The organism is Stutzerimonas decontaminans (assembly GCF_000661915.1).
Classification (GTDB): Bacteria; Pseudomonadota; Gammaproteobacteria; order Pseudomonadales; family Pseudomonadaceae; genus Stutzerimonas; species Stutzerimonas decontaminans.
In genome coordinates, this window is record NZ_CP007509.1 from 4,654,524 (window position 1) to 4,680,032 (window position 25,509).

At 64.7% G+C, this 25,509-nt stretch carries 25 protein-coding genes; 18 read left to right on the top strand and 7 right to left on the bottom strand.

Annotated features, from left to right (window positions below):
• Nucleotides 1-8: 8 nt before the first annotated feature.
• Nucleotides 9-1,502 carry an aldehyde dehydrogenase gene (locus UIB01_RS21430; RefSeq protein ID WP_038665095.1) on the bottom strand — a complete coding sequence of 498 codons (1,494 nt, stop codon included), beginning with the start codon at nt 1,500-1,502 and terminating at the stop codon, nt 9-11.
• Nucleotides 1,503-1,690: 188 nt separating this feature from the next.
• Between UIB01_RS21430 and aptA the strand changes: the two genes are divergently transcribed.
• Nucleotides 1,691-3,016 (top strand): omega-aminotransferase AptA, encoded by a 1,326-nt coding sequence (gene aptA, locus UIB01_RS21435; protein ID WP_038665098.1) that lies wholly within the window; start codon nt 1,691-1,693, stop codon nt 3,014-3,016.
• A 49-nt stretch (nt 3,017-3,065) separates the two neighbouring features.
• On the opposite strand, the gene znuA is transcribed toward aptA, so the two are convergent.
• Entirely contained in the window at nt 3,066-4,064 is a 999-nt protein-coding gene (znuA, locus tag UIB01_RS21440; protein WP_038665101.1) for a zinc ABC transporter substrate-binding protein ZnuA, read from the bottom strand.
• A 64-nt stretch (nt 4,065-4,128) separates the two neighbouring features.
• Between znuA and zur the strand changes: the two genes are divergently transcribed.
• Genes zur through UIB01_RS21460 form a run of 4 tightly spaced genes read left to right on the top strand, consistent with a single transcriptional unit; the run spans nt 4,129 to nt 6,676 of the window.
• Nucleotides 4,129-4,614 carry a zinc uptake transcriptional repressor Zur gene (gene zur, locus UIB01_RS21445; protein ID WP_038665104.1) on the top strand — a complete coding sequence of 162 codons (486 nt, stop codon included), beginning with the start codon at nt 4,129-4,131 and terminating at the stop codon, nt 4,612-4,614.
• The gene (gene znuC, locus UIB01_RS21450) at nt 4,611-5,381 is read left to right on the top strand and encodes a zinc ABC transporter ATP-binding protein ZnuC (RefSeq protein WP_003282404.1); all 771 of its coding nucleotides are present in this window, start codon (nt 4,611-4,613) and stop codon (nt 5,379-5,381) included. The genes zur and znuC overlap by 4 nt, the downstream gene beginning before the upstream one ends.
• Before the next feature lie 12 nt (nt 5,382-5,393).
• Nucleotides 5,394-6,179: a zinc ABC transporter permease subunit ZnuB gene (gene znuB / locus UIB01_RS21455; RefSeq protein WP_038665107.1), complete on the top strand. Its 786-nt coding sequence runs from the start codon at nt 5,394-5,396 to the stop codon at nt 6,177-6,179.
• The gene (locus UIB01_RS21460) at nt 6,179-6,676 is read left to right on the top strand and encodes a YgjP-like metallopeptidase domain-containing protein (RefSeq protein ID WP_038665110.1); all 498 of its coding nucleotides are present in this window, start codon (nt 6,179-6,181) and stop codon (nt 6,674-6,676) included. The genes znuB and UIB01_RS21460 overlap by 1 nt, the downstream gene beginning before the upstream one ends.
• A 144-nt stretch (nt 6,677-6,820) precedes the next feature.
• Here the strand turns inward: UIB01_RS21460 and katE are convergent, their stop codons facing one another.
• Entirely contained in the window at nt 6,821-8,956 is a 2,136-nt protein-coding gene (gene katE / locus UIB01_RS21465; protein WP_038665113.1) for a catalase HPII, read from the bottom strand.
• A gap of 264 nt (nt 8,957-9,220) precedes the next feature.
• Here katE and UIB01_RS21470 point away from each other — a divergent pair, with 264 nt between their 5' ends.
• The 3 genes from UIB01_RS21470 (at nt 9,221) to UIB01_RS21480 (ending at nt 11,876) form a co-directional block, all read left to right on the top strand.
• Nucleotides 9,221-10,228 (top strand): methionine ABC transporter ATP-binding protein, encoded by a 1,008-nt coding sequence (locus UIB01_RS21470; RefSeq protein ID WP_038665116.1) that lies wholly within the window; start codon nt 9,221-9,223, stop codon nt 10,226-10,228.
• The gene (locus tag UIB01_RS21475; protein ID WP_014822197.1) at nt 10,228-10,905 is read left to right on the top strand and encodes a methionine ABC transporter permease; all 678 of its coding nucleotides are present in this window, start codon (nt 10,228-10,230) and stop codon (nt 10,903-10,905) included. Before UIB01_RS21470 ends, UIB01_RS21475 begins: the two co-directional genes overlap by 1 nt.
• A gap of 197 nt (nt 10,906-11,102) precedes the next feature.
• Entirely contained in the window at nt 11,103-11,876 is a 774-nt protein-coding gene (locus tag UIB01_RS21480) for a MetQ/NlpA family ABC transporter substrate-binding protein (RefSeq protein ID WP_038665119.1), read from the top strand.
• A gap of 135 nt (nt 11,877-12,011) precedes the next feature.
• Here UIB01_RS21480 and UIB01_RS21485 read toward each other — a convergent pair whose 3' ends face one another.
• Nucleotides 12,012-12,995: a zinc-dependent alcohol dehydrogenase family protein gene (locus UIB01_RS21485; RefSeq protein ID WP_015278938.1), complete on the bottom strand. Its 984-nt coding sequence runs from the start codon at nt 12,993-12,995 to the stop codon at nt 12,012-12,014.
• Between the two features lie 97 nt (nt 12,996-13,092).
• On the opposite strand from UIB01_RS21485, the gene UIB01_RS21490 reads away from it, so the two are divergent.
• A complete protein-coding gene (locus tag UIB01_RS21490) occupies nt 13,093-13,518 on the top strand; it encodes a VOC family protein (RefSeq protein ID WP_015278939.1) in 426 nt (141 codons plus the stop codon).
• Nucleotides 13,519-13,524: 6 nt separating this feature from the next.
• On the opposite strand, the gene UIB01_RS21495 is transcribed toward UIB01_RS21490, so the two are convergent.
• Nucleotides 13,525-14,061 (bottom strand): gamma carbonic anhydrase family protein, encoded by a 537-nt coding sequence (locus UIB01_RS21495; protein ID WP_015278940.1) that lies wholly within the window; start codon nt 14,059-14,061, stop codon nt 13,525-13,527.
• 258 nt (nt 14,062-14,319) lie between these two features.
• Between UIB01_RS21495 and prlC the strand changes: the two genes are divergently transcribed.
• From prlC to UIB01_RS21510, 3 genes are read left to right on the top strand one after another with little or no spacing between them, the layout of a single operon-like run.
• Nucleotides 14,320-16,371, top strand: a complete 2,052-nt coding sequence (prlC, locus tag UIB01_RS21500; RefSeq protein WP_038665124.1) for an oligopeptidase A — start codon at nt 14,320-14,322, stop codon at nt 16,369-16,371.
• On the top strand, nt 16,368-16,646 hold the full coding sequence (locus UIB01_RS21505) for a YheV family putative zinc ribbon protein (RefSeq protein WP_038665128.1): 279 nt from the start codon (nt 16,368-16,370) through the stop codon (nt 16,644-16,646). The genes prlC and UIB01_RS21505 overlap by 4 nt, the downstream gene beginning before the upstream one ends.
• Nucleotides 16,647-16,651: 5 nt before the next feature.
• Entirely contained in the window at nt 16,652-17,428 is a 777-nt protein-coding gene (locus tag UIB01_RS21510) for a DUF1835 domain-containing protein (RefSeq protein WP_038665131.1), read from the top strand.
• 154 nt (nt 17,429-17,582) lie between these two features.
• Here UIB01_RS21510 and UIB01_RS21515 read toward each other — a convergent pair whose 3' ends face one another.
• Nucleotides 17,583-18,653, bottom strand: coding sequence for an acyltransferase family protein (locus UIB01_RS21515; RefSeq protein ID WP_038665134.1), 1,071 nt, complete (start codon nt 18,651-18,653; stop codon nt 17,583-17,585).
• A gap of 295 nt (nt 18,654-18,948) precedes the next feature.
• Between UIB01_RS21515 and UIB01_RS21520 the strand changes: the two genes are divergently transcribed.
• The 6 genes from UIB01_RS21520 to UIB01_RS21545 all read left to right on the top strand — a co-directional run bounded on the left by UIB01_RS21520 (nt 18,949) and on the right by UIB01_RS21545 (nt 25,262).
• Nucleotides 18,949-20,013: a PA0069 family radical SAM protein gene (locus tag UIB01_RS21520; RefSeq protein ID WP_038665137.1), complete on the top strand. Its 1,065-nt coding sequence runs from the start codon at nt 18,949-18,951 to the stop codon at nt 20,011-20,013.
• Nucleotides 20,014-20,473: 460 nt separating this feature from the next.
• Nucleotides 20,474-20,704 (top strand): hypothetical protein, encoded by a 231-nt coding sequence (locus UIB01_RS21525; RefSeq protein WP_305119417.1) that lies wholly within the window; start codon nt 20,474-20,476, stop codon nt 20,702-20,704.
• Nucleotides 20,705-20,936: 232 nt separating this feature from the next.
• Nucleotides 20,937-22,070, top strand: coding sequence for a cytochrome c oxidase subunit II (coxB, locus tag UIB01_RS21530; RefSeq protein WP_038665143.1), 1,134 nt, complete (start codon nt 20,937-20,939; stop codon nt 22,068-22,070).
• 12 nt (nt 22,071-22,082) lie between these two features.
• Nucleotides 22,083-23,720: a cytochrome c oxidase subunit I gene (ctaD, locus tag UIB01_RS21535; RefSeq protein WP_038665146.1), complete on the top strand. Its 1,638-nt coding sequence runs from the start codon at nt 22,083-22,085 to the stop codon at nt 23,718-23,720.
• Between the two features lie 73 nt (nt 23,721-23,793).
• Nucleotides 23,794-24,369, top strand: coding sequence for a cytochrome c oxidase assembly protein (locus tag UIB01_RS21540; RefSeq protein WP_038665149.1), 576 nt, complete (start codon nt 23,794-23,796; stop codon nt 24,367-24,369).
• Nucleotides 24,366-25,262: a cytochrome c oxidase subunit 3 gene (locus tag UIB01_RS21545; RefSeq protein ID WP_038665151.1), complete on the top strand. Its 897-nt coding sequence runs from the start codon at nt 24,366-24,368 to the stop codon at nt 25,260-25,262. Before UIB01_RS21540 ends, UIB01_RS21545 begins: the two co-directional genes overlap by 4 nt.
• A gap of 4 nt (nt 25,263-25,266) precedes the next feature.
• On the opposite strand, the gene UIB01_RS21550 is transcribed toward UIB01_RS21545, so the two are convergent.
• A complete protein-coding gene (locus tag UIB01_RS21550; RefSeq protein ID WP_013984507.1) occupies nt 25,267-25,470 on the bottom strand; it encodes a twin transmembrane helix small protein in 204 nt (67 codons plus the stop codon).
• Nucleotides 25,471-25,509 lie beyond the last annotated feature (39 nt).

Sequence of the window (25,509 nt, forward strand, 5' to 3'; positions counted from 1 at the left end):
TGTATCCGCTACAGCTGAATCCAGGTCGCCTTCAACTCGGTGTACTTGTCGAAGGCATGCAGCGACTTGTCACGGCCGTTGCCGGACTGCTTGAAGCCGCCGAACGGCGCAGTCATGTCGCCGCCGTCGTACTGGTTGACCCACACGCTGCCGGCACGCAACGCCCGCGCGGTGCGGTGCGCCTTGGACAGGTCGGCGGTCCATACGGCCGCGGCCAGGCCGTAGGGCGTGTCATTGGCAATCGCGATCGCTTCCTCGGCGCTGTCGAAGGTGATCACCGACAGCACCGGGCCGAAGATTTCTTCCTGGGCGATCTTCATCGCATTGTCGACGCCATCGAAGATGGTCGGCTCGACATACAGCCCGCCGGTTTCCTCCAGCGTACGCTGGCCGCCGATCAGCACCTGCGCACCCGCTTCACGGCCGGCGTCGATGTAGCCGAGCACGGTGTTAAGTTGCTGGGTATCGACCAGCGCGCCGACGTTGGTCGCCGGGTCCAGCGGGTTGCCCGGCTTCCAGCCCTTGAGCGCCTCGACCACCATCGGCAGGAAGCGCTCCCTGATCGAACGCTCCACCAGCAGCCGCGAGCCGGCGGTGCACACCTCGCCTTGGTTGAAGGCAATGGCGCCGGCCGCGGCCTGCGCTGCCGCCTCAAGGTCGGGCGCATCGGCGAAGACGATGTTCGGGCTCTTGCCGCCCGCCTCCAGCCAGACGCGCTTCATGTTCGATTCGCCGGCATAGATCATCAGCTGCTTGGCGACCCGGGTGGAGCCGGTGAAGACCAAGGTATCGACATCCATGTGCAATGCCAGCGCCTTACCGACGGTATGGCCGTAGCCTGGCAGCACGTTGAGCACGCCGGCCGGAATGCCGGCGTCGATCGCCAGCTGAGCGATGCGGATGGCGGTCAGCGGCGACTTCTCGGATGGCTTGAGCACCACCGAATTGCCGGTGGCCAGCGCCGGGCCGAGCTTCCAGCAGGCCATCATCAGCGGGAAATTCCACGGCACGATGGCCGCCACCACGCCGACCGGCTCGCGGGTGACCAGGCCAAGCTGGTCATGAGGCGTGGCCGCCACCTCGTCGTAGATCTTGTCGATCGCCTCGCCGCTCCAGCGCAGCGCCCGCGCGGCGCCGGGGATGTCGACCGCCAGCGAATCGCCGATCGGCTTGCCCATGTCGAGGGTTTCCAGCAGCGCCAGCTCCTCGCGGTTGGCTTCCAGCAGATCGGCAAAGCGGATCAGCACCGCCTTGCGCTTGGCCGGTGCCAGGCGCGACCAGCTGCCGGCATCGAATGCGGCACGGGCGCTGGCCACGGCGCGGTCGGCGTCGGCCTGCTCGCAGCTGGCGACCTGCGCCAGCACGCGCCCGTCCACCGGGCTGATGCAGTCGAACTGGCTGCCATCCGCCGCGGCGCAATACTCACCCTGGATAAAGGCGCGACCTTCGATGTGCAGGTCACGGGCACGCTGTTGCCAGTCGGCGAGGGTCAGGGTGGGCATGGTGCATCCTCTCTAGTCAGGTCTTCGGGCTGTTGAAAAGGCACCCTAAACCAGCGGCGCGGACCCTATCAATATTTTTTACGAACGGCCGGTCAATCGCCTTGTTTTGTTCGTTTTATTAAACATAGACTCGATCGAAACGCTGCGGCGCCGCTGCAGCATAGTCGCTCGTCGCCGGAGCCCGCCCCATGTCCCAGGATTTCCATCCCAACGTCTCACCCGATCATTTCTGGATGCCCTTCACCGCAAACCGCCAGTTCAAGGCCACGCCGCGCCTGCTGGAGAGCGCCGAGGGCATGTATTACACGGCGAGCGACGGCCACCAGGTACTCGACGGCACGGCCGGTCTGTGGTGCTGCAATGCCGGCCATGGCCGCCGCGAGATCAGCGAGGCGGTGAGCAAGCAGATCGCCAAGATGGACTTCGCCCCAACCTTCCAGATGGGCCACCCGCTGCCCTTCGAGCTGGCCGAGAAACTCGCCGCCATCAGCCCAGAAGGGCTGAACCGGGTGTTCTTCACCAACTCCGGATCGGAATCGGCGGATACCGCGCTGAAGATCGCCCTCGCCTACCAGCGCGCCATCGGCCAGGGCTCGCGTACGCGGCTGATCGGCCGCGAGCTGGCCTACCACGGCGTCGGTTTCGGCGGCATGTCGGTGGGCGGCATGGCCAACAATCGCCGCGCCTTCGGCCCGATGCTGCCGGGTGTCGACCACCTGCCGCACACCCTCGATCTGCAGCGCAACGCCTTCAGCAAGGGCCTGCCGCAGCATGGCGTGGAACGGGCCGACGAACTGGAGCGGCTGGTGACGCTGCACGGCGCGGAGAACATCGCCGCGGTGATCGTCGAGCCGATGTCCGGCTCAGCCGGGGTGATCCTGCCGCCGGTGGGCTATCTGCAGCGGCTGCGCGAGATCACCGCCAAGCACGGCATCCTGCTGATCTTCGATGAGGTCATCACCGGCTTCGGCCGTGTCGGCGAGGCGTTCGCCGCGCAACGCTGGGGCGTGACACCGGACATCCTCACCTGCGCCAAGGGCCTGACCAACGGCGCGATCCCCATGGGCGCGGTGCTGGTCGCCGACCACCTGTTCGATGCGTTCATGAACGGGCCGGAAAGCGTCATCGAGTTCTTCCACGGCTACACCTACTCCGGCCACCCGGTCGCCTGCGCGGCGGCACTGGCGACCCAGCAGATCTATCAGCAGGAAAACCTGTTCCAGAAGGCCATTGACCTGGAGCCCTACTGGCAGGAAGCGTTGTTCAGCCTCAGGGACCTGCCCAACGTGATCGACATCCGCACGGTCGGGCTGGTCGCGGGTATCCAGTTCGCCGCCCATGCCGATGGCGTCGGCAAGCGCGGTTACGAGGTGTTCCGGGAGTGTTTCGAGAAGGGCTTGCTGGTACGCGCCAGCGGCGACACCATTGCGTTGTCGCCGGCGCTGATCGTCGAGAAGGCCGAGATCGACCAGATGATGGAACTGCTCGCCGCCGGCATTCGCAAGGCCGGCTGAACCACTTGGACGCTTTGGCCCGGCCTGGCAGATCAGGCCGGGCGCTGGATCAGAGCGATTCCAGGCAGCCCGCCAGGGTGTCGCCCAAATCTTCGAGCAGCTGTTCGTAACCCTTGGCATCGGTCGGCAGGCCGACACCCAGCACGTCCAGTTCCGCCATCTTCACCGGCAGACCGGCGGTCAGCGTTTCGGCCAGACGCGGGCGCGCCGGCGGTTCGCTGAACACGCAGCTCGGCCCGGCCTGCTGCAGGCGCTCACGCATCGCTGCGACATGCCGCGCCCCCGGCTGCGCCTCACCACCGACGCTGAATACGCCGGCATGGCGCAGGCCGTAGGCCGCCTCGAAGTAGTCGTAGGCCTCGTGGAAGACGAAGAACGGCTTGTTCTGCACCTTGCTGAAGCGCTGCTTGAGACGGCCATCTAGCGCCTCGATGCGCTGAGCGAAAGCGACCGAGTTGGCCTGATAACGCTGGGCATTGGCCGGATCGGCGGCGGCCAGGTCAGCCGCCATGCGCTCGGCGATCACCACGGCATTGGCCGGCAACAGCCACAGGTGCGCATCGAGCGTGCCCGGGCGATGGTCGTGGTCGTGATCGTCGGCATGGGCGGTCTCGCCATGCGCGGCCTCTTCGTGCCCGTGAGCATCATGCTCATGGCCGTGGTGATCGTCGTGATCGTGATGTTCAGCCTCGTCGTGCGCGTGCGCATCACCAAAACGACGCAGGGTCAGCTTCGGCAGTTCCTGCACCGCCACGGTCGTGCCTTCACGAGCGCTCAGTGCGCGCGGCAGAAAGCTCTCCAGATCAGGGCCGATCCAGTAGAACAGCTGCGCATCGCGAATACGCCGTACGTCGGAAGGGCGCAGCGAATAATGGTGCGCCGAAGCGCTGGCCGGCAGCAGGACATCAGGCTCACCAACGCCATCCTGCACCGCTGCGGCGATCAGCTGCAGCGGCTTGATGCTGGTCAGCACATTGACTTCGGCGTGGGCGGACGCGGCGCCAGCAACCAGCGCCGCGAGCAGGGGAAGGCAAAAAAGACGATTCACGGGCGTCACTCGTACGGAGGGAATTGGTACATAATAACGTCTCTACCCCAACACGTCGCCGCTCATGTCCAAGACCCCGCTGGCCTGTACGCCCCACGACCATGACCACTGCGTCAGCCACGCGCTGGCCGAAGCCGACAGCCTCTGCGCGCGCCAGGGCGTGCGCCTGACCGCTCTGCGTAAACGCGTGCTGGAGCTGGTCTGGCAGAGCCACAAGCCGCTCGGCGCCTACGACATTCTCGCCGTACTGAGCGAGCAGGATGGCCGCCGCGCCGCGCCGCCCACCGTCTACCGCGCACTGGATTTCCTGCTGGAAAACGGCCTGGTACACCGCATCGCGTCGCTCAACGCCTTCATCGGCTGCAACCATCCGGAGCATCCTCATCAGGGCCAGTTCCTCATCTGTCGTCACTGCCACACCGCCATCGAACTCGAGCAGCGCACCATCGCCGAGGCCATCGACACGGCGGCGAGCAGCGTGGGCTTCGCGGTCGAGGGGCAGACCGTGGAAGTGGTCGGTCTCTGCTCGAACTGCCGGAAAGCCGCATGAGCGAGGTGCTGCTGCGGCTGGATGACATCCACGTGCGCTTCGCCAACCAGAACGTGCTGGAAGGCGCGCAACTGCAGGTGCATCGTGGCGAGATCGTCACCCTGATCGGCCCCAACGGCGCCGGCAAAACCACCCTGGTGCGCGCCGTGCTCGGCCTGCTGAAACCCGATCGCGGTCAGGTCTGGCGCAAGCCGAAGCTGCGTGTCGGCTACATGCCGCAGAAGCTGCACGTCGACCCTACCCTGCCCTTGTCGGTACTGCGCTTTCTGCGCCTGGTGCCCGGCGTTGATCGCGCCCGCGCCCTGGCGGCACTGGGTGAAGTCGGTGCCGAACACGTTATCGACAGCCCGCTGCAGAAGATCTCCGGTGGCGAAATGCAGCGCGTGCTGCTCGCCCGCGCGCTGCTGCGCGAGCCGGAGCTGCTGGTGCTCGACGAACCGGTGCAGGGCGTCGACGTCGCCGGCCAGGCCGAGCTGTACCGCTTGATCGGCGTGCTGCGCGACCGCTACGGCTGCGGCGTGCTGATGGTTTCCCACGATCTGCACCTGGTGATGAGCGCCACCGATCAGGTGGTCTGCCTCAATCGCCACGTCTGCTGCTCGGGTCACCCAGAACAGGTCAGCAGCGACCCGGCCTTCGTCGAGCTGTTCGGCCAGGACGCGCGCAGTCTGGCGATCTACCACCACCAGCACGACCACAGCCACGACCTGCACGGCAGCGTGGTGATCGGCAAACCCCATGTCCACGGCCCGAACTGCAAGCACTAGACAGAGCCTCCGATGCCCGATTTCCTCCTCAACGCCCTGCTCGCCGGCCTCGCCCTGGCATTGGTCGCCGGCCCGCTCGGCTCTTTCGTCGTCTGGCGGCGCATGGCCTATTTCGGCGACACCCTGTCCCACGCCGCACTGTTCGGCGTCGCCCTCGGGCTGATGCTCGACGTCAACCTGACCCTGGCGGTGACCGTCGGCTGTGTGCTGCTCGCCCTGCTGCTGGTCACCTTGCAGCAGCGCCAGCCGCTGGCTTCGGACACGCTGCTCGGCATCCTTGCGCACAGCACGCTGTCGCTCGGGCTGGTCTCGCTGAGCTTCATGAAGGATGTGCGCGTCGACCTGATGGGCTATCTGTTCGGTGATCTGCTCGCCGTCGGGCCGAGCGATCTGGCCTGGATCATGGGCGGCAGCGCGCTGGTACTGCTGATGCTGATACCGCTGTGGCGGCCGCTGCTGGCGATCACCGTGCACGAGGAACTGGCCAAGGTCGAAGGCCTGCCGGTGGCCGGCATCCGCCTGGCGCTGATGCTGCTGATCGCCGTGGTGATCGCCGTGGCGATGAAGATCGTCGGCGTGCTTTTGATCACCTCGCTGCTGATCATTCCCGCCGCGGCCGCACAGCGCCATGCGCGCACGCCGGAGCAGATGGCGCTGGGCGCGAGCATCCTGGGAATCGTCGCCGTGTGCCTGGGGCTGACGCTGTCCTGGTACGAGGACACTCCGGCCGGCCCGTCCATCGTGGTCAGCGCCGCCGCGCTGTTCCTGCTCAGCTTCGCCTGGCCGAAACGCGACTGATGACCGACCTGAAATACCTGCGCGGCTACCCTGAACCGCTGCTGGTTCAGGTGCGCCAGCTGATCGCCGAGGACCGTCTGGGCGACTACCTGCAGCGGCGTTACCCCGCACGGCACGAAGTGCAGAGTGACAAGGCGCTGTACGGCTACGTGCAGACGCTCAAGCAGGACTATCTGAAAAGCGCGCCGCCGATCGACAAGGTGCTCTACGACAATCGCCTGGACCTGACCCATCGCGCCCTGGGCCTGCATACCGCGGTTTCACGGGTGCAGGGCGGCAAGCTCAAGGCGAAGAAGGAGATTCGCGTCGCCGCACTGTTTCGCGAGGCGGCGCCGGAGTTTCTCAGGATGATCGTGGTGCACGAGCTCGCTCACCTGCGCGAGAGCGAGCACAACCGTGCGTTCTACAAGCTGTGCGAACACATGCTGCCCGGCTATGGACAGATCGAGTTCGACCTGCGGCTGTTTCTGCATTGGCGGGAGCTGCAGGACGGCTGACCAGCCGCCCGGCAGTCCTGGAGCTTGCGTAGGGTGGAAAACTCGCGAAGCGATTTTCCACGCGTCAGTGCCTGGTTTCGCCTCATGCCGGACCTAGCGCCTCATCCGCGTGGATGCTTCGGCCATCCACCCTACGCTGACCCGTTACGCCGGGATCGCCGCCGCCGCGGCCTCACGCGCCCACACCCGATGCTGACCGAGCGCCTGGGCGAAGTTGCCGAATACGCCGTCCACATCGTCGCCTTCCAGCAGACCGCTGTCGGGTTGCAGGCCAAGCGATGCCAGCAGCGGACGCGCTGCACCGAGCATGACGATCGGCTTCAGGTGCTTGTAGGCTTCCAGCACGTAGTGCTTGGCCTCGCCGGACTTGGCCATGGCCGCCGCTGCATCGGCACCGCCGGGGACGAACACCGCGTCGAACATCACCGAGGGCATGCCATCCATCGCGGCATCGACGGGCAGCATCTGGCCATCGGCAGTCTTCACTGGAGCCGGTGACGGCCCGATGATCTTGGCCAGTGCACCCTGCTCGGCCAGCTTGGCCTTGAATGCATCGATCGCTGAACCATCGACGCCGTTGGCCACCAGAATGGCGATCTTGCGCGACTTGATATTGCCCGGGGCGTGGTTCATCAAGCTCAGCGCCGGCGAGTCTTGCGGGGTTGGCGTCTTCGGCGTCACGGTCGGCGCGCTCGGCACCGGCAGGCCGAGGTTCTCGGCGACGCGGCGAGCCAGCTCCAGGTCGATGTTAGCGAGGATCTCGTTGACCTGGCGTTCGCGGATGAACACCCGCTCCACCTTGCCTAGCTCGAAGGTGTAGGCGCCGATGATGTGCTCCTTCTCCGGCGCACTCATGCTGTTCCAGAACAGCGTCGCCTGGGAGAAATGGTCGCCGAAGGATTCGCTGCGGTTGCGAATCTTGTGCCCTTCGACGCGCTCCGGATAACTCTCGAAACCGCCGCCCTGGGCCGCCGGCGGGGTTTCCTTGGGCCAGCCACTGTCGATCGAGTTGGGCTCGTAGTTGGCGCGGCCCTTGTGGATCGTCTGGCGATGGAAAGCATCGCGCTGGTTGTTGTGGAACGGACACAGCGGACGGTTGATCGGGATCTCGTGGAAGTTCGGCCCACCGAGACGCAGCAGCTGGGTGTCGGTGTAGGAGAACAACCGGCCCTGCAGCAGCGGGTCGTTGGTGAAGTCGATGCCCGGCACGATATGGCCGATGTGAAAGGCGGCCTGTTCGGTCTCGGCGAAGAAGTTGTCCGGGTTGCGGTTGAGGATCATCTTGCCGAGCTTCTGCACCGGCACCAGCTCCTCGGGGAGGATCTTGGTCGGGTCGAGCAGGTCGAAGTCGAACTTGTGCTCGTCAGCCTCTTCCACCACCTGCACGCCCAGCTCCCACTCGAAGTAGTCGCCCATCTCGATGGACTCCCACATGTCGCGGCGGTTGAAGTCCGGGTCCTTGCCGGCGATCTTCAGCGTCTCGTCCCAGACCAGCGAGAAGGCGCCGGCCACCGGTTTCCAGTGGAACTTGACGAAGCGGCTGACACCCTCGGCATTGATCAGGCGGAAGGTGTGCACGCCGAAGCCTTCCATCGCCCGGTAGCTGCGCGGCAAGGCGCGGTCGGACATGGTCCAGAGCACCATGTGCGCCGACTCCGGGGTCAGCGAGACGAAGTCCCAGAAGCTGTCGTGGGCCGACTGTGCCTGCGGGATCTCGTTGTGCGGCTCGGGTTTCACCGCATGCACGAAGTCCGGAAACTTGATGGCGTCCTGAATGAAGAACACCGGCATGTTGTTGCCGACCAGGTCGAAGTTGCCCTCGTCGGTGTAGAACTTGGTGGCGAAGCCGCGCACGTCGCGCACGGTGTCCGCCGAACCGCGCGAGCCCTGCACGGTGGAGAAACGCACGAATACCGGCGTTTCCTTGCCTTCGGCGGCGAGGAACGAGGCCTTGGTCAGCCAGCTGTGATCGGCGTAGCTCTGGAACACCCCGTGCGCCGCGGCGCCGCGGGCATGCACGATGCGCTCGGGGATGCGCTCATGGTCGAAGTGGGTGATCTTCTCGCGCATGATGAAATCTTCGAGCAGCGAGGGCCCACGGTCGCCGGCCTTGAGGGTGTTCTGGTTGTCAGCGATCTTCACGCCCTGATTGGTGCGCAGCGCCTCGCCGGTGGCGTCGCTGCGAAACTCTTCCAGCTGATCGAGCTTGGCGTTGTGATTGGCGCGGTCGACGGTATCGGTACCGGCCAGCTCGCTCTGTTTAGGGGTTTTGTCGGTCATGATGGGCCTCCATTAGCGGTGAGCTGAACCGCGAACGATCGGGCCACGTTCTGGACCTGATACGTGATCAATTCACGGCGTACCGGTTAGTGACCCCGCCAGGCGCCGCAAGGTTGCCGTCGGCGACAATTTGCTTTGCCTATTGCCGTCATGCATTTGCTCAATCGCAGCGGCACAGGCAAGCGACCTCGCCGGCAAACGGGTAGAATGCCCGGCTTTCGCCGAATATCCCGGCAACGAACGCCGCACCCACAAGGTTCGCCCGTGATCGAATTCCATCAAGTCCACAAAACCTATCGGACCGGCGGCAGAGATATCCCCGCCCTGCAGCCGACGCAGCTGGAGATCGCCTCCGGTGAAGTTTTCGGCCTGATCGGCCATTCCGGCGCCGGCAAGAGCACGCTGCTGCGCCTGATCAACCGTCTCGAAGAACCCTCCGGCGGACGCATTCTGGTCAACGGCGAAGATGTCACCGCGCTGGATGCCGACGGCCTGCGGCGCTTCCGCCAGCGCGTCGGCATGATCTTCCAGCACTTCAACCTGCTGATGTCCAAGACCGTGGCGGACAACGTCGCCATGCCGCTGCGCCTGGCTGGCATCCGCTCGCGCCGTGAGATCGACGCCCGCGTCGCCGCCCTGCTCGACCGCGTTGGCCTCAAGGAGCACGCACGCAAGTACCCGGCGCAGCTCTCCGGCGGCCAGAAGCAGCGCGTCGGCATCGCCCGGGCACTGGCCACCGAGCCGAGCATCCTGCTCTGCGACGAAGCGACCAGCGCCCTCGACCCGCAGACCACCGCATCCGTGCTGCAACTGCTGGCCGAGATCAACCGCGAGCTGAAGCTGACCATCGTGCTGATCACCCACGAGATGGACGTGATCCGCCGCGTCTGCGACCGCGTAGCGGTAATGGATGCCGGTGCCATCGTCGAACAGGGGCCGGTTACCGAGGTGTTCCTGCATCCCAAGCACCCGACCACCCAGCGCTTCGTGCTGGAAGACGAAGCCATGGACGAGAGCGAACTGCACGACGATTTCGCCCACGTGCCGGGCCGCATCCTGCGCCTGACCTTCCAGGGCGATGCCACCTACAAGCCGCTGCTAGGCACCGTCGCCCGCGAGACCGGGGTCGACTACAGCATCCTGTCCGGGCGCATCGACCGTATCAAGGACACCCCTTACGGCCAGCTCACCCTGGCGCTGATCGGCGGTGACATGGCAGCGGCAATGGCACAACTGCAGGCCGCTGACGTGCACGTGGAGGTATTGCGCTGATGGAAGCCCTTTTCAGCTCCTTGTTAGGCAATGTCGACTGGTACGAGATCTGGCTGGCGACGCTGGACACCCTGCTGATGCTCGGCGGCTCGCTGCTGTTCACCATCCTGCTTGGCCTGCCGCTGGGCGTGCTGCTGTTTCTCTGCGGCCCGCGCCAGCTGTTCGAAAACGCGCCGCTGTATGCCGCGCTGTCGTTCGTGGTCAACGTATTGCGCTCGCTGCCGTTCATCATCCTGCTGATCGTGATGATTCCGTTCACCGTGCTGATCACCGGCACCTCGCTGGGCGTGGCCGGTGCCATCCCGCCGCTGGTGGTAGGCGCCGCGCCATTCTTCGCCCGCCTGGTGGAAACCGCACTGCGCGAAGTGGACCGCGGCATCATCGAGGCGACCCAGGCGATGGGCGCGACGACGCGGCAGATCATCTTCAGCGCATTGCTGCCGGAGGCGCGTCCGGGCATCATCGCCGCCATTACCGTCACCGCCATCACCCTGGTGTCCTACACCGCGATGGCCGGTGTGGTGGGGGCCGGCGGCCTCGGCGACCTGGCCATCCGCTTCGGCTACCAGCGCTTCCAAACCGACGTGATGGTGGTCACCGTTGTCCTGCTGCTGGTGCTGGTGCAGGTGCTGCAAAGCGTCGGCGACAGGCTGGTCACCCATTTTTCGCGTAAATGAACCATCAGCAGGCCGTTGAAAAACGTAGGCGAGGCAGGCAAGACAAGGCAAAAACAGGCGAGGACGCGGAGTTTAGTACTCTAAATGAGCAGTCCGAGCCTGTTTTTAACGCAGTATTGCCAACGCAGCTAGTTTTTCGACGGCTTGCTAGGGCGAGCGAACTTCGCACCCTGATCTACCTACGAAGGAACCGAACGATGAAGAAACTGATTGCCGCCCTGGCCACCGTCGCCGCATTTTCCGCGCAGGCCGCCGAGACCCTGACCGTAGCCGCTACCGCCGTACCGCACGCTGAGCTGCTGGAGTTCGTCAAACCGCAACTGGCCGAGCAGGGCGTAACGCTGAACGTGAAAGTCTTCACCGACTACGTGCAGCCGAACATCCAGGTTGCCGAGAAGCGCCTGGACGCCAATTTCTTCCAGCATCAGCCGTACCTGGATGAGTTCAACAAGGGCAAGGGTACCGATCTGGTCAGCGTGGCCGGCGTGCATATCGAGCCCTTCGGTGCCTACTCGAGCAAGCACAAGTCGCTGGATGCGCTGCCCAATGGCGCCAACGTAGTCATCCCCAACGACGCCACCAACGGCGGCCGCGCCCTGCTGCTGCTGGCCAAGGCCGGCGTGATCAGCCTCAAGGATGGCGCCGGCATCACCGCCACGCCGAAAGACATTGCCGAGAACCCGAAGAACATCAAGGTGCGTGAGCTGGAAGCCGCGACCCTGCCGCGCGTGCTGACCCAGGTCGACCTGGCGCTGATCAACACCAACTATGCGCTGGAAGCCAAGCTGAACCCGACCCAGGACGCCCTGGTGATCGAAGGCAGCGACTCGCCCTACGTGAACATCCTGGTTGCCCGTCCGGACAACAAGGACAGCGACGCCATGCAGAAACTGGCCGCCGCGCTGCACAGCGAAGAAGTGCGCAAGTTCATCGAGGAAAAGTACAAGGGTGCCGTGGTTCCGGCCTTCTGAGCCTGAGCGCGCAACCTGCGTCAGAAACCCCGCCTCGGCGGGGTTTTTCGTTTCCGGGTTCGGCCATCCGGTGGAAAAGGCTGCGCCGTTTTCCACCCTACGAAATCTTGTGCCGACACATCCTGCACGTCGCCCTTACGGCACCAGCACCGCAGCACCCTGAAAGCGCCCATGGCGCAGGTCATCCAGCGCCTGGTTGGCCTGTTCCAGCGGGTAGGCATGGGTCTCGGTATGGATGCCGACCTGGGCGGCGACCGGGAAGAACTCCAGGCCGTCCTGGCGGGTCAGGTTGGCCACCGAGACCAGTTCGCGCTCCTGCCAGAGGATGTCGTAGGGGAAGCTCGGAATATCACTCATGTGGATGCCGGCGCAGACCACCCGGCCGCCCTTGCGCACGGCTCGCAGCGCCGCCGGCACCAGCTCACCGGCCGGTGCATAGATGATCGCCGCATCCAGCGGCACCGGTGGCAGCTCCCCTGAATCCCCGGCCCAAACCGCACCCAGCGAACGGGCGAAGTCCTGCGCGGCCACATCGCCCGGGCGGCTGAAGGCGTAGACATCACGCCCCTGCCAGCGCGCCACCTGCATGACGATATGCGCCGCGGCGCCGAAGCCGTACAGCCCGAGACGCTTGCCGTCGCCGGCCTTGACCAATGAGCGCCAGCCGATCAGCCCGGCGCAGAGCAGCGGCGCCAGTGCCACGGCATCGCCTTGCTCGCCAAGGTCGAAGGCGAAGCGCGCGTCGGCCACCACGTATTCGGCATAGCCGCCGGGCCGGGTGTAACCAGTGAACTGCGGCGCGTCGCAGAGGTTTTCCTCGGCGTGCTGGCAGTAGCTGCAGGTGCCGCAGGTATGCCCGAGCCAGGGAATGCCGACCCGCTGGCCCAGCTCGAAACCGCTGACGCCTTCGCCCAGCGCATCGACGCGGCCAACGATTTCGTGGCCGGGAATTATCGGCAGCGGCGCCGCCGGCAGCTCGCCATCCACCACGTGCAGGTCGGTGCGACAGACGCCGCAGGCCAGCACTCTGACCCGCAGCTCCCCAGGGCCGGGTTGCGGCTCGGGAATGTCACGCAAGTGCAGCGGTTCGCCCGTTATTTCCAGCAACATGGCACGCATCGACGGCTCTCCTTTCGTCTCCGGTCTGCTGCAGGGTAGGCCGATCGGCGAAAAAAGGCTCTAGACTCGAAGCGTCCCATGCCCAGGAGTGCCACCTATGACGCTTTCGCCCTTTCATCTCGCCATTCCCGTCTACGACCTGGCCGCCGCGCGCGCCTTCTATGGCGAGGCGTTCGGCTGCGCCGAGGGCCGCAGCAGCGAGCACTGGGTGGATTTCGATTTCTTCGGTCACCAGCTAGTGATCCACGAAGCACCGAAGATGCCGCATCAGGAAGCAGCCCACAGCAACCCGGTGGATGGCCACGACGTACCGGTGCCACATTTCGGCGTGGTGCTTGGCTGGGAGCAATGGGAGGCGCTGGCCGAGCGGCTGCAGGCGCGGGGCACGCGCTTCGTCATCGAGCCCTACGTGCGCTTCCAGGGCCAGGTCGGCGAACAGGCGACCATGTTCCTGCTCGACCCCTGCGGCAATGCGCTGGAGTTCAAGGCGTTCAAGGACATGAGTCAGCTGTTCGCCAAGTGAGCAGGATCAGCCGCGCTCAGCGATGTGCTGATCCTTGAGCTTCACGTAGTTGCCGGCGGTGTAACTGAAGAAGCTGCGCTCTTTTTCGGTCAGCGGACGGGCCTGCTTTACCGGGCTGCCAACGTAGAGATAGCCGCTTTCCAACGTCTTGCCCGGCGGCACCAGGCTGCCGGCACCGATGATCACTTCGTCCTCGACCACCACGCCGTCCATCACGATCGAACCCATGCCCACCAGAATGCGATTGCCCAAGGTGCAACCGTGCAGCGTGACCTTGTGCCCGACGGTGACTTCGTCGCCGATGGTCAGCGGAAAGCCGCCCGGGTTGTACGGCCCGGCATGGGTGATGTGCAGCACGCTGCCGTCCTGAACACTCGAGCGCGCGCCGATGCGGATGCGGTGCATGTCGCCGCGGATCACCGTCAGCGGCCAAACCGAGCTGTCGGCGCCGATCTCGATATCGCCGATAAGCACCGCGGAGTCGTCGACGAACACGCGCTCGCCCAGTGTCGGAGTGCTGTTTTGGAAGCTGCGTATCGCCACGATAGAAACCTCTTTGGCTGCGGGAAGGGCCGATTGTAATTAAGATGGCCGCCATTGCCGCTGCGGACCAATGCTGAGCAGCATGCCGCCTGCCGTGGTCAGAGTTAACTACCGGCTGCTTGCCCGGCGGCCCGTTTCGTCGCCCGGCGTTGAAAAAGCGCGGCAGCGCGTCCATCTAGGACATCTGCCTGCGCGCTGGCCTGTCCAGCCTCGCTCCAGTGAGCGGCCTGCAATCCTCTTCGTCACAAGGTGTCCCCCGTGAGCGCGAACAATCCCCTGCTGCAAGATTTCGACCTGCCGCCCTACTCCGAGATTCGCCCGGAGCACGTCGAGCCGGCCATCGACACCATCCTCGGTGACAACCGCGTGGCGATCCAGGAACTGCTCAGCCGCCCGGCCGACAGCCTCGACTGGCAGACCCTGGTGGTCGGCCTCGACGAACTGAACGATCGCCTCGCGCGCGCCTGGGGGCCGGTCAGCCACCTCAACTCCGTGTGCAACAGCCCGGAGCTGCGTACCGCCTATGAGGCCTGCCTGCCCAAGCTGTCGGCCTACTACACCGAACTCGGACAGAACCGCGCGCTGTTCGAGGCCTACCAGGCATTGGCCGCGAGCCCCGCGGCGGCTGGCTTCGAGGTGGCGCAGAAGACCATCCTTGAGCATTCGCTGCGTGACTTCCGCCTGTCCGGCATCGACCTGCCGCCGGTCGAGCAGCAACGCTTCGGCGCCATCCAGATGAAGCTTGCCGAGCTGGGCAGCAAGTTCTCCAACCAGCTGCTGGACGCCACCCAGGGCTGGACCCGGCACATCACGGACGAGAGCCTGCTGGCGGGCATCACAGACTCGGCCAAGGCGCAGATGGCCGAGGCAGCCAAGGCGAAGGATCTGGACGGCTGGCTGATCAGCCTGGAATTCCCCAGCTACTACGCGGTGATGACCTACGCCGACAACCGCGACCTGCGCGAGGAGGTCTACGCCGCCTACTGCACCCGCGCCTCGGACCAGGGCCCGAATGCCGGGCAGTTCGACAACGGCCCGGTAATGGCCGAGATCCTCGAGCTGCGCCACGAGCTGGCCGGGCTACTCGGCTACGGCAACTTCGCCGAGCTGTCGCTGGCGACCAAGATGGCCGAATCCACCGAGCAGGTGCTGAGCTTCCTGCGTGACCTGGCGGTGCGCAGCAAGCCGTTCGCCGAGCGCGACCTGGCCGAACTGCGCGCCTTCGCCGCCGAACAGGGACTGGACGACCTGCAGAGCTGGGACCTCGGTTACTACGCCGAGAAACTGCGCCAGCAGCGCTACAGCCTGAACCAGGAAGAACTACGCGCCTACTTCCCGATCGACAAGGTCCTATCCGGGCTGTTCTGCATCGTCCAGCGCCTGTACGGCATCGAGATCCACGAGCTGGAGCAGTTCGACGGCTGGCATCCGGAAGTGCGCCTGTTCGAGATCACCGAGAACGGTCAGCACGTCGGACGCTTCTTCTTCGATCTCTACGCGCGCCCGAACAAGCGCGGTGGCGCCTGGATGGATGGCGCCCGCGACAAGCGCCGCACCGCTGCTGGCACGCTGCAGACGCCGGTAGCCAACCTGGTCTGCAATTTCACCCCGCCGGTGGGTGAACGCCCGGCCCTGCTGACCCACGATGAAGTCACCACGCTGTTCCACGAGTTCGGCCATGGCCTGCATCACCTGCTGACCCAGGTCGAGCACGCCGGCGCCTCGGGCATCAATGGCGTGGCCTGGGACGCGGTGGAACTGCCGAGCCAGTTCATGGAGAACTGGTGCTGGGACCCAGAGGGCCTGGCGCATATCTCCGGTCATTACCAGACCGGCGAGCGCCTGCCGCAGGACAAGCTGGACATGATGCTGGCGGCGAAGAACTTCCAGTCCGGCATGATGATGGCGCGCCAGCTGGAGTTCTCCCTGTTCGACTTCGAACTGCATGCCACCCACGGTGACGGTCGCAGCGTGCTGCAGGTGCTCGAGCACATCCGCGACGAGGTCTCGGTGATGCGCCCGCCGGCCTACAACCGTTTCCCCAACAGCTTTGCGCACATCTTCTCCGGCGGATACGCGGCCGGTTACTACAGCTACAAGTGGGCCGAGGTGCTGTCGTCCGACGCCTTCTCGCGCTTCGAGGAAGAAGGCGTGTTCAACTCCGAGACCGGGCGCGCCTTCCGCGAGGCGATCCTCGCCCGTGGCGGCTCGCAGGAGCCGATGGTACTGTTCGTCGATTTCCGAGGCCGCGAGCCGTCCATCGACGCCCTGCTGCGCCACCTCGGGCTGGTAGCGGAGGCCGCGGCATGAGCAACGAAGTATCCCGAGTCACCACCAAACGCTTCATCGCCGGGGCCGTATGCCCGGCGTGCAGCGGCACGGACTGCATCAAGATGTGGGACGTCGACGGCGTGCCGCATCGCGAGTGCGTGATCTGCGGCTACGCCGATACCCTCAACGCCCAGGGCATCTCGGTACCCATGGAGCTCGGCACGCGGGTCAACAAGGTCCAGCCCAAGCCGGCCGACCCGCAGGTGCAGTCGGTGCAGTTTTTCCCTAATCCGAAGTTGAAGAAGCCGGAATAGCCGCCGTGCTGCACCTGACCTGCGGCGATCTGGCTGGCGACAGCGTGCGTGCGCTGCTGGCCAGGCACGAGCCCGATGTAAAGGTGCGGGTATTGCGCGACGACCTGGCCGTCGGGCCTTTGAGCGACGTGGACAGCGCACCTTGCGCTGCTCGCGCCGCATTCTGGGAACAGGTCTGGCCCGCTGAGGTGACTCCGCGCCCGGCCTTCGCCAACGATCTGGCGGCTGATGCACTCTGGCTAGCCGAGCTACCCAGCCCCGCCCCGGCCGTGACGGTCTGGCACGGCGACAGCGCATCCGAACAACTGCTGCTGGCGCGGATCGCCGCGGCGCTGCATGGCTCCCGCTGCGAGTTGTACGAAGTCCCCTGCGGCACCGGAGACAGCCGCGCCGGACAGCGCAAGGCGGTATCCATGCATTCACCCGACGCGCTCGCGGCGCTCTACCATCCCCAGGCCGTTTCGGCAGCACGCCAGGCCGAACTCGCCGCGGTCTGGCACGAGCAATGTGCCGGCTCGCATGAAATTCGCCGCTGGTATGAGGGTTCGTTTCGGGGCGAAGACTATCGGCTGATCGACGCGGCGCTGGTCGCTGCCAGCCCCGACAAATTCGCTCCGCTGGCGCGTGCAATGGCCGAGGTAATGGGCCATTGCGATGGTTTCTTCGCCACCGATTTCTTTCTCTACTGGCGCGCTCGCGAGCTGGCCGCTGCTGCGCAGCTGGAATTACTGGGCGATCCCGTAGCCGGCTACCGTGACCTGCAGGTACGCCGCCTCGGCTAAAAGCTTGCTGTTCGAGGACTGGGCAGGCCTACGGCCCACTTCGCCGCGAGGGCGCGCCTCCCACAGGTTGTGGTGTGCACATGCTGCTTTGGTGGGAGGCCCGCCCCCGGGGCGATGCTTTTCAGCTTCTGGCTGTTGCGGTCGATATGGCCTCTCAGCCCTCGACCTTCGGCGTCGCCCGTCCCGGCTGCGGTGGCGAAGCAAACAGACGCTTGAGTTTCATCGCCGGCGCTTCGATCAGGTGCCAGGACAGCGCAGCGAGGATCAGCGTCGGCACAAAGGCGATCAGCGTCAGGCCGAGCACGCCGACCTGCGGACCGAAAAGGTAGATGGTCAGCTGTTGGAACGGGAAGGCGTAGATATACAGGCCATAGGAGAAATCGCCGTACTTGCCGAAACGCGAGATCAGCGGCAACGGCGCGTAGGCCAGGTAGAGCACCAGGTACGGCAGCGCGACGAAGTACACCAGCGGGCCGATATCGGTACGGAAGGTCGCCAGCAGCGCGGCGAACAGCAGCGCCGCGATCCAGCCGCGCCAGGGGATGTCGTCGCGATAGAGAAACAGTGCCGAGCCGCTGTAGTAGAGCAGGCCGAGCTTGAAGATGTTCTTGATGAAGTAGGACTCGATTCCCAGCTTGCCCAGCAGCCAGAAATGCCCGACCGCGAGCACGGCGATCGGCAGGAAGATCAGCCGGCGCTTGAGGAAACCGGTCAGCCCGAGAATCATCACGCCGATGTACATCAGCACTTCCAGCGGCAGCGTCCACAGCGAGCCGTTGACCACGTCCGGATAGATATTGCCGGTGAATACGCCGGGCAGTTCGTAGCGCGTCACCAGCAGGATGTTCTGCAGATAGGTCCAGGTGCCGTCGGCGGCCAGATAGCGCGCGAGGTCGAACTGCGTGACCAGTGGCCCGATGACGAAGGCCGAGAGCAATACCGCGACGATCAGCGCCGGAAAGATGCGTAGCGCTCGCTTTATCAGAAAGCTTTTCGGACTGCTGCTGGCCAGCCAGGACGAGGCGATCAGGTAGCCGCTCATGACGAAGAAGATGCCGACGGCGATCGAGCCGCCCTTCTCATAGCCGGTCAGCAGCGTCAGTGGTTCGTCTTCGCGACGGCCGACCAGCGGGTAGCTGTGGGCGAACAGCACCAGAGCAGCGGCGAAGAAGCGCAGGAAATCGAAGTTGTTTTCCCGGGTGTGTAAGGAACCGGTGGGATGCATGGTCTGCTCCTGACTGTCGGCAGTGGCTGGAAGCTGAAGTGCACTGGAGTGCAATGCCGGTACTGCCGGATCGGTCGCCGGAGGCGCCCTGATCATCCTTTTGTTGTTTGCCGGCCGGCTCCAATTCGGGAAGCGCGGAAGCACAGCGCTCGCCCGATCAGCCTCCTTTGTCCGGACCTGTAAGCAAATGTTCCCGAGGCAACCGACGGGCGGTAGCGGTTGCCATCGATCAGTTGGGCTGGCGCGCGGTCGACGAGCCGTTTACTGTATATATAAACAGCATTTGGCCACGACCATGACCCTGCCCATTTCTACACCACGCGGCCGCGGTACGGCGGTGAACCCGGACAACCGCTTCGCGCCCATGCGCAGCGAGGCCTATGACGATGGCTGGGAACAGGACGTGCCGCCGACCCGCGCCACCGAGGTGCGCCGCGAGATCGCCAAATCGGTGCTGACGCGCAACCAATCGCCGGATGTTGGCTTCGATCGCTCGGTAAATCCCTATCGCGGCTGCGAACATGGTTGCATCTACTGTTTCGCACGGCCGACGCACGCGTACTGGGATCTCTCACCCGGCATCGATTTCGAAACGAAACTGATCGCCAAGACCAACCTCGCCGAGCGGCTGGAGGCCGAGCTGAGCAAGCCGGGCTACGTGCCGCAACCGATCGCGCTGGGGGTAAACACCGATGCCTATCAGCCACTCGAGCGCGAGCAGCGGCTGACGCGCCAGGCGCTGGAAGTCCTGCTGCGTTTCAAGCACCCCGTGCACATCATCACCAAGGGTTCGCTGGTGTTGCGCGATCTCGATCTGCTGGTACCGCTGGCCGAGCAGCGGCTGGTGAGCGTGTCGGTCAGCCTCACGACCCTGGACGACGAGCTCAAACGCATCATGGAGCCACGCGCGGCCTCACCGACGGCGCGCCTACGGGTATTGCGCACGCTGCACGAAGCCGGCGTGCCGGTCAGCGTGATGTGTGCGCCGATGATTCCGATGATCAACGACATGGAGCTGGAGCGGATGCTCGAAGCCGCCCGCGAAGCCGGTGCGCGCTCCGCGGGCTACGTGCTGCTGCGCCTGCCGCATGAGGTGGCCGAGCTGTTCGAAGGTTGGCTGCAGGAGCATTTTCCGCAGCGCGCCGCCCATGTCATGAGCCTGGTACGCCAGTCGCGTGGCGGCAAGGATTACGACAGCCGCTTCGGCAGTCGCATGCGCGGTGAAGGCCAGTTCGCCCAGCTGCTGGCCCAGCGTTTTCAGCTGGCCTGCAAGCGGCTGGGTTTCAACCGACGGGATCAGAACTACGGCCTGGATTGCAGCCTTTTCGCGCCGCCTGGTCAGCAGCTGAGCCTGATCTGAGCGGTTGCCCGACGGTAGGGGCCTAGGATGGATGCCGCGTCATCCATCCACCGTGACGCATACTGCCACTCATCGTGCTGGGGCCCGGCCTGGGCTGCGCGCGGGTGCCATCAGACGCGTGGAAAATGCTTCGCAGTTTTCCACCCTACGCGGCGGATCAGTGGATGTAGGTGGAGTCACGTCCGCAGGCAGGAGGGGGCAAACGCGTAGAAAACGCTTCGCGGTTTTTCCCCCTACGCAGCGGATCGGCGGTCGTAGGGTGGATGGCGCTTCACCCATCCACCGCAACGCAGGGATGCATTGCGGTACGGGGTCGATGACGCAGCCCATCGTCCTCGGTCGTCGCGCCCGTCCGCCAGGCGCGCCCGCAAGGAACTATCCCAACCCGCTGTCGCACCAATCCCTGTATTCCTGCACCGGAGGCATCGTGGACTGGATCGATCTGCTGCAATGGCCGGCCATGGTGGTCACGGTGATCGCCGCCTGGCTGATCGGCTCGCTACAACCTGGGCGGCGTTTCGTCGGCTTCTGCTGTTTCCTGCTGAGCAACCTGCTGTGGGTGATCTGGGGCTGGCATGCCGAGGCCTGGGCGCTGATTACGCTGCAGGTCTGCCTGGCGCTGATGAACCTGCGCGGCGTGAAGAAGAACGATGCCCCCGCACAGCCCGAGCCAGACACTCCCCGCGCTTAAATTGCGAGAGTGCGATCGCTGTCTATACTCCGAATCGTAGGCGTACCTGATTGAGTTCCGACTGCGCGTGCAAGCGTCCAGCTCAACCCCGAGCGTTTCGGTGGTCGTGCTGGGCAGAATCGGACTGATCGAAAACGTAGCTGGCATGACGGGAATGGTTTCCCCGGCCAGCCGATTTTCGGCGGTGCGATGGCGGTCGGCGGGATAACAAGAATCATAAGGGGAACCCGCAATGTCTCGACATCCATGCATCTGGATGGGGCTTGGGCTTTGGGCAATATTCGGCCAGGCTCAGGCGGCCTGGGACGTGAACATGCGCTCCGGTGCCACCGACGTCAGTCGGTCGGTGTTCGATCTGCACATGGCGATTTTCTGGATCTGCGTGGTCATCGGCCTGCTGGTGTTCGGCGTGATGATCTATTCGATGATCGCGCACCGCCGCTCCAAGCGTCAGCATTCCGCTCACTTCCATGAGAACACCCGCGTCGAGGTGCTCTGGACGGTCATCCCGCTGCTGATCCTGGTGGGTATGGCGGTCCCGGCGACGCGCACGCTGATCCACATCTACGACTCCAGCGAATCCGACGTCGACGTGCAGATCACCGGCTACCAGTGGAAGTGGCACTACAAGTATCTGGGCGAGGATGTGGAATTCTTCAGCAACCTCACCACGCCGCGCGAACAGATCAACAACCAGGCGCCCAAGGGCGAGCACTACCTGCTGGAAGTCGACGAGCCGCTGGTGATCCCTGTCGGCGCCAAGGTGCGCTTCCTGATCACCGCGGCCGACGTCATCCACTCCTGGTGGGTGCCGGATCTGGCGGTGAAAAAGGACGCCATCCCCGGCTTCATCAACGAATCCTGGACCCGCGTCGAGCAGCCCGGCATCTACCGCGGCCAGTGCACCGAGCTGTGCGGCAAGGACCACGGCTTCATGCCGGTGGTGGTGGAGGTCAAGTCGCAGGAGGACTACGCCACCTGGCTCGCCGAGAAGAAGGCCGAAGCCGCCAAGCTGGCCGAACTGACCAGCAAGGAATGGACGCTGGCAGAGCTCTCCGAGCGCGGCCAGAAGGTCTACCAGACCGCGTGCGCCTCCTGCCACCAGGCCGGCGGCGAAGGCATCCCGCCGATGTTCCCGGCCCTCAAGGGCTCGGCCATCGCCACCGGCGACATCGAGGCGCACATCGACATCGTGGTCAACGGCAAGCCGGGGACCGCCATGGCGGCGTTCGGCAAGCAGCTGTCGGAGGTCGATCTGGCCGCGGTCATCACCTACGAGCGCAACGCCTGGGGCAACAAGACCGACGACATGGTCACGCCGAAAGACGTGCTCGACTTCAAACAGGCCGAAGAAGCCACCCAGTAAGAGGATCAGGTGATGAGTGCAGTGATCGACGACCATGGTCATGTCGGGCATGACCACCACCACGGGCCGGCGAAGGGGCTCTCGCGCTGGCTGCTGACCACCAACCACAAGGACATCGGCTCGATGTATCTGTGGTTCAGCTTCTGCGCGTTCCTGCTCGGCGGCTCGATGGCGATGGTGATCCGCGCCGAACTGTTCCAGCCGGGGCTGCAGATCGTGCAGCCGGAATTCTTCAACCAGATGACCACCATGCACGGCCTGATAATGGTCTTCGGCGCGGTGATGCCGGCCTTCGTCGGCCTGGCCAACTGGATGATCCCGCTGATGATCGGCGCGCCGGACATGGCGCTGCCGCGGATGAACAACTTCAGCTTCTGGCTGCTGCCGGCGGCCTTCGGCCTGCTGGTGAGCACGCTGTTCATGGAAGGCGGCGGACCGAACTTTGGCTGGACCTTCTATGCGCCGCTATCGACGACCTACGCGCCGGAGTCGGTGACCTTCTTCATCTTCGCCATCCACCTGATGGGCATCAGCTCGATCATGGGCGCGATCAACGTGATCGCCACCATCCTCAACCTGCGCGCGCCAGGCATGACGCTGATGAAGATGCCGCTGTTCGTCTGGACCTGGCTGATCACCGCCTTCCTCCTGATCGCGGTGATGCCGGTGCTGGCGGGCGTGGTGACCATGATGCTGATGGACATCCATTTCGGCACCAGCTTCTTCAGCGCCGCCGGCGGTGGCGACCCGGTGCTGTTCCAGCACGTGTTCTGGTTCTTCGGCCACCCCGAGGTGTACATCATGATCCTGCCGGCGTTCGGCGCGGTCAGCTCGATCATCCCGGCGTTCAGCCGCAAGCCGCTGTTCGGCTACACCTCGATGGTCTACGCCACCGGCGCCATCGCCTTCCTCTCCTTCATCGTCTGGGCACACCACATGTTCACCGTCGGCATTCCGCTGACCGGCGAGCTGTTCTTCATGTACGCGACCATGCTGATCGCCGTGCCCACCGGGGTGAAGGTGTTCAACTGGGTGTCGACCATGTGGCGCGGCTCGCTGACCTTCGAGGCGCCGATGCTGTTCGCCGTGGCCTTCGTCATCCTCTTCACCATCGGCGGCTTCTCCGGGCTGATGCTGGCCATTGCCCCGGCGGACTTCCAGTACCACGACACCTACTTCGTGGTGGCGCACTTCCACTACGTGCTGGTGCCGGGGGCGATCTTCGGCATCTTCGCCTCGGCCTACTACTGGCTGCCGAAGTGGACCGGGCACATGTACGACGAAACCCTGGCCAAGCTGCATTTCTGGATGAGTTTTGTCGGTATGAACCTGGCGTTCTTCCCGATGCACTTCGTCGGCCTGGCCGGCATGCCGCGGCGCATCCCTGACTACAACATGATGTTCGCCAACTTCAACATGGTCTCCAGCGTCGGCGCCTTCATGTTCGGCGCCACGCAGCTGCTGTTCCTGTTCATCGTCATCAAATGCATCCGCGGTGGCGTGCCGGCACCGGCCAAACCCTGGGACGGCGCCGAGGGCCTGGAATGGAGCGTGCCGTCGCCGGCGCCCTACCACACCTTCCAGACGCCGCCGGACATGAGCGATGTGCACGAACACCGCAAGGGCACCGGCGGGGAGCTGACGCCGTGAGCAGGCAACACGGGCTCGCTGGCGGGCCCGGCCGGGCTTGCCAGGTCGACCACCATCAAACGGGGAGACTGCCATGAACGAGTCCCTGTCCACTCGCCGCCTGGTCCGCCGCCTCGTATTCGTCGTGATCGCCATGTTCGGCTTTGGCTTCCTGCTGGTACCGATCTACGACGTCATGTGCCAGGCCTTCGGCATCAACGGCAAGACCGCTGGCGCCTACACTGGCGTGCAGAGCGCCGACGAGGCGCGCGCGGTGCGGGTGCAGTTCCTCGCCACCAACGCCGCCGATATGCAATGGCAGTTCGGCCCGCAGGCTGACCAGATCAGCGTGCACCCGGGCGCCAGCCAGGAGATCCGCTTCGTCGCCTACAACCCCACCGACAAGCCGATGACCGCCCAGGCGATTCCCAGCGTCTCGCCGTCGCGGGCCGCCGCCTACTTTCACAAGACCGAGTGCTTCTGCTTCACCCAGCAGGTGTTGCAGCCGGGCGAGCGCATCGAGATGCCGGTGCGGTTCATCGTCGATCGCGACCTGCCCGCCGACGTGCACAACCTGACCCTCGCCTACACGCTGTTCGACATAACGTCCCGCCAGCCGCCAGTGGCCGCCAACGCCACATCGGCCCCGGCCAAGGAGAGTCTGCAATGAGCCAACAGACCACCCACGAGCAGTACTACGTCCCTGATCAAAGCAAATGGCCGATCATCGCCACCATCGCCCTGCTGGTCACCTTCTATGGCCTGGGCAGCTGGTTCAACGACCTCAAGGCCGCACGTGATTCGTCCAACGGACCGCTGATCTTCTTCGTCGGCGCGCTGCTGATCGCCTACATGATGTTCGGCTGGTTCGGTGCCGTGGTGAAGGAAAGCCGCGCCGGGCTGTACAGCGCACAGATGGACCGCTCGTTCCGCTGGGGCATGAGCTGGTTCATTTTCTCGGAGGTGATGTTCTTTCTCGCCTTCTTCGGCGCGCTGTTCTACATCCGCTACTGGGCTGGCCCCTGGCTCGCCGGCGAAGGCGACAAGGGCATCAGCAACATGCTCTGGCCCAACTTCGAATACACCTGGCCACTGCTCAACACCCCAGATCCCAAGCTCTATCCGGCACCGGAAGGCACCATCAGCGCCTGGGGCCTGCCGCTGATCAACACCATCCTGCTGGTCAGCTCCAGCTTCACCCTGACCTGGGCGCACCACGCGCTGCGCAAGAACAATCGCCAGCACCTGAAGATCGGCCTGGCGCTGACCGTGCTGCTCGGCGCCGCGTTCCTGGTCCTGCAGATCGAAGAATACGTACATGCCTACACCGAACTCGGGCTGACTCTGGGCTCGGGCATCTACGGCGCGACCTTTTTCATGCTAACGGGCTTTCACGGCGCCCACGTGACCATGGGCGCGATCATCCTCACGGTGATGCTGGTGCGCATCCTGCGCGGGCACTTCAGCCCGGAGCAGCACTTCGGTTTCGAGGCGGCGGCCTGGTACTGGCACTTCGTCGACGTGGTGTGGATCGCGCTGTTCGTCTTCGTCTATGTGATCTAGCGAATCAGAAACCGAAGGCGGGGCGCAGCTGCCCCGTATAGAAACCCCAGCCGATCAGCGCAACGGTCAGCGCGCTGAGGGTGACGCGAATGAACAGGGCCGTGATCACGCGGGAGGTACGGCCCTCATCCCTGACGAGGAAGAACAACCCACTGAACAGACTGACCAGCGTGGCCACTAACAACAGAACGATCGCCGCCTTGAGCATGAGCGATTCCACGACAGGGGTATTGGGGGTGGAGTATAG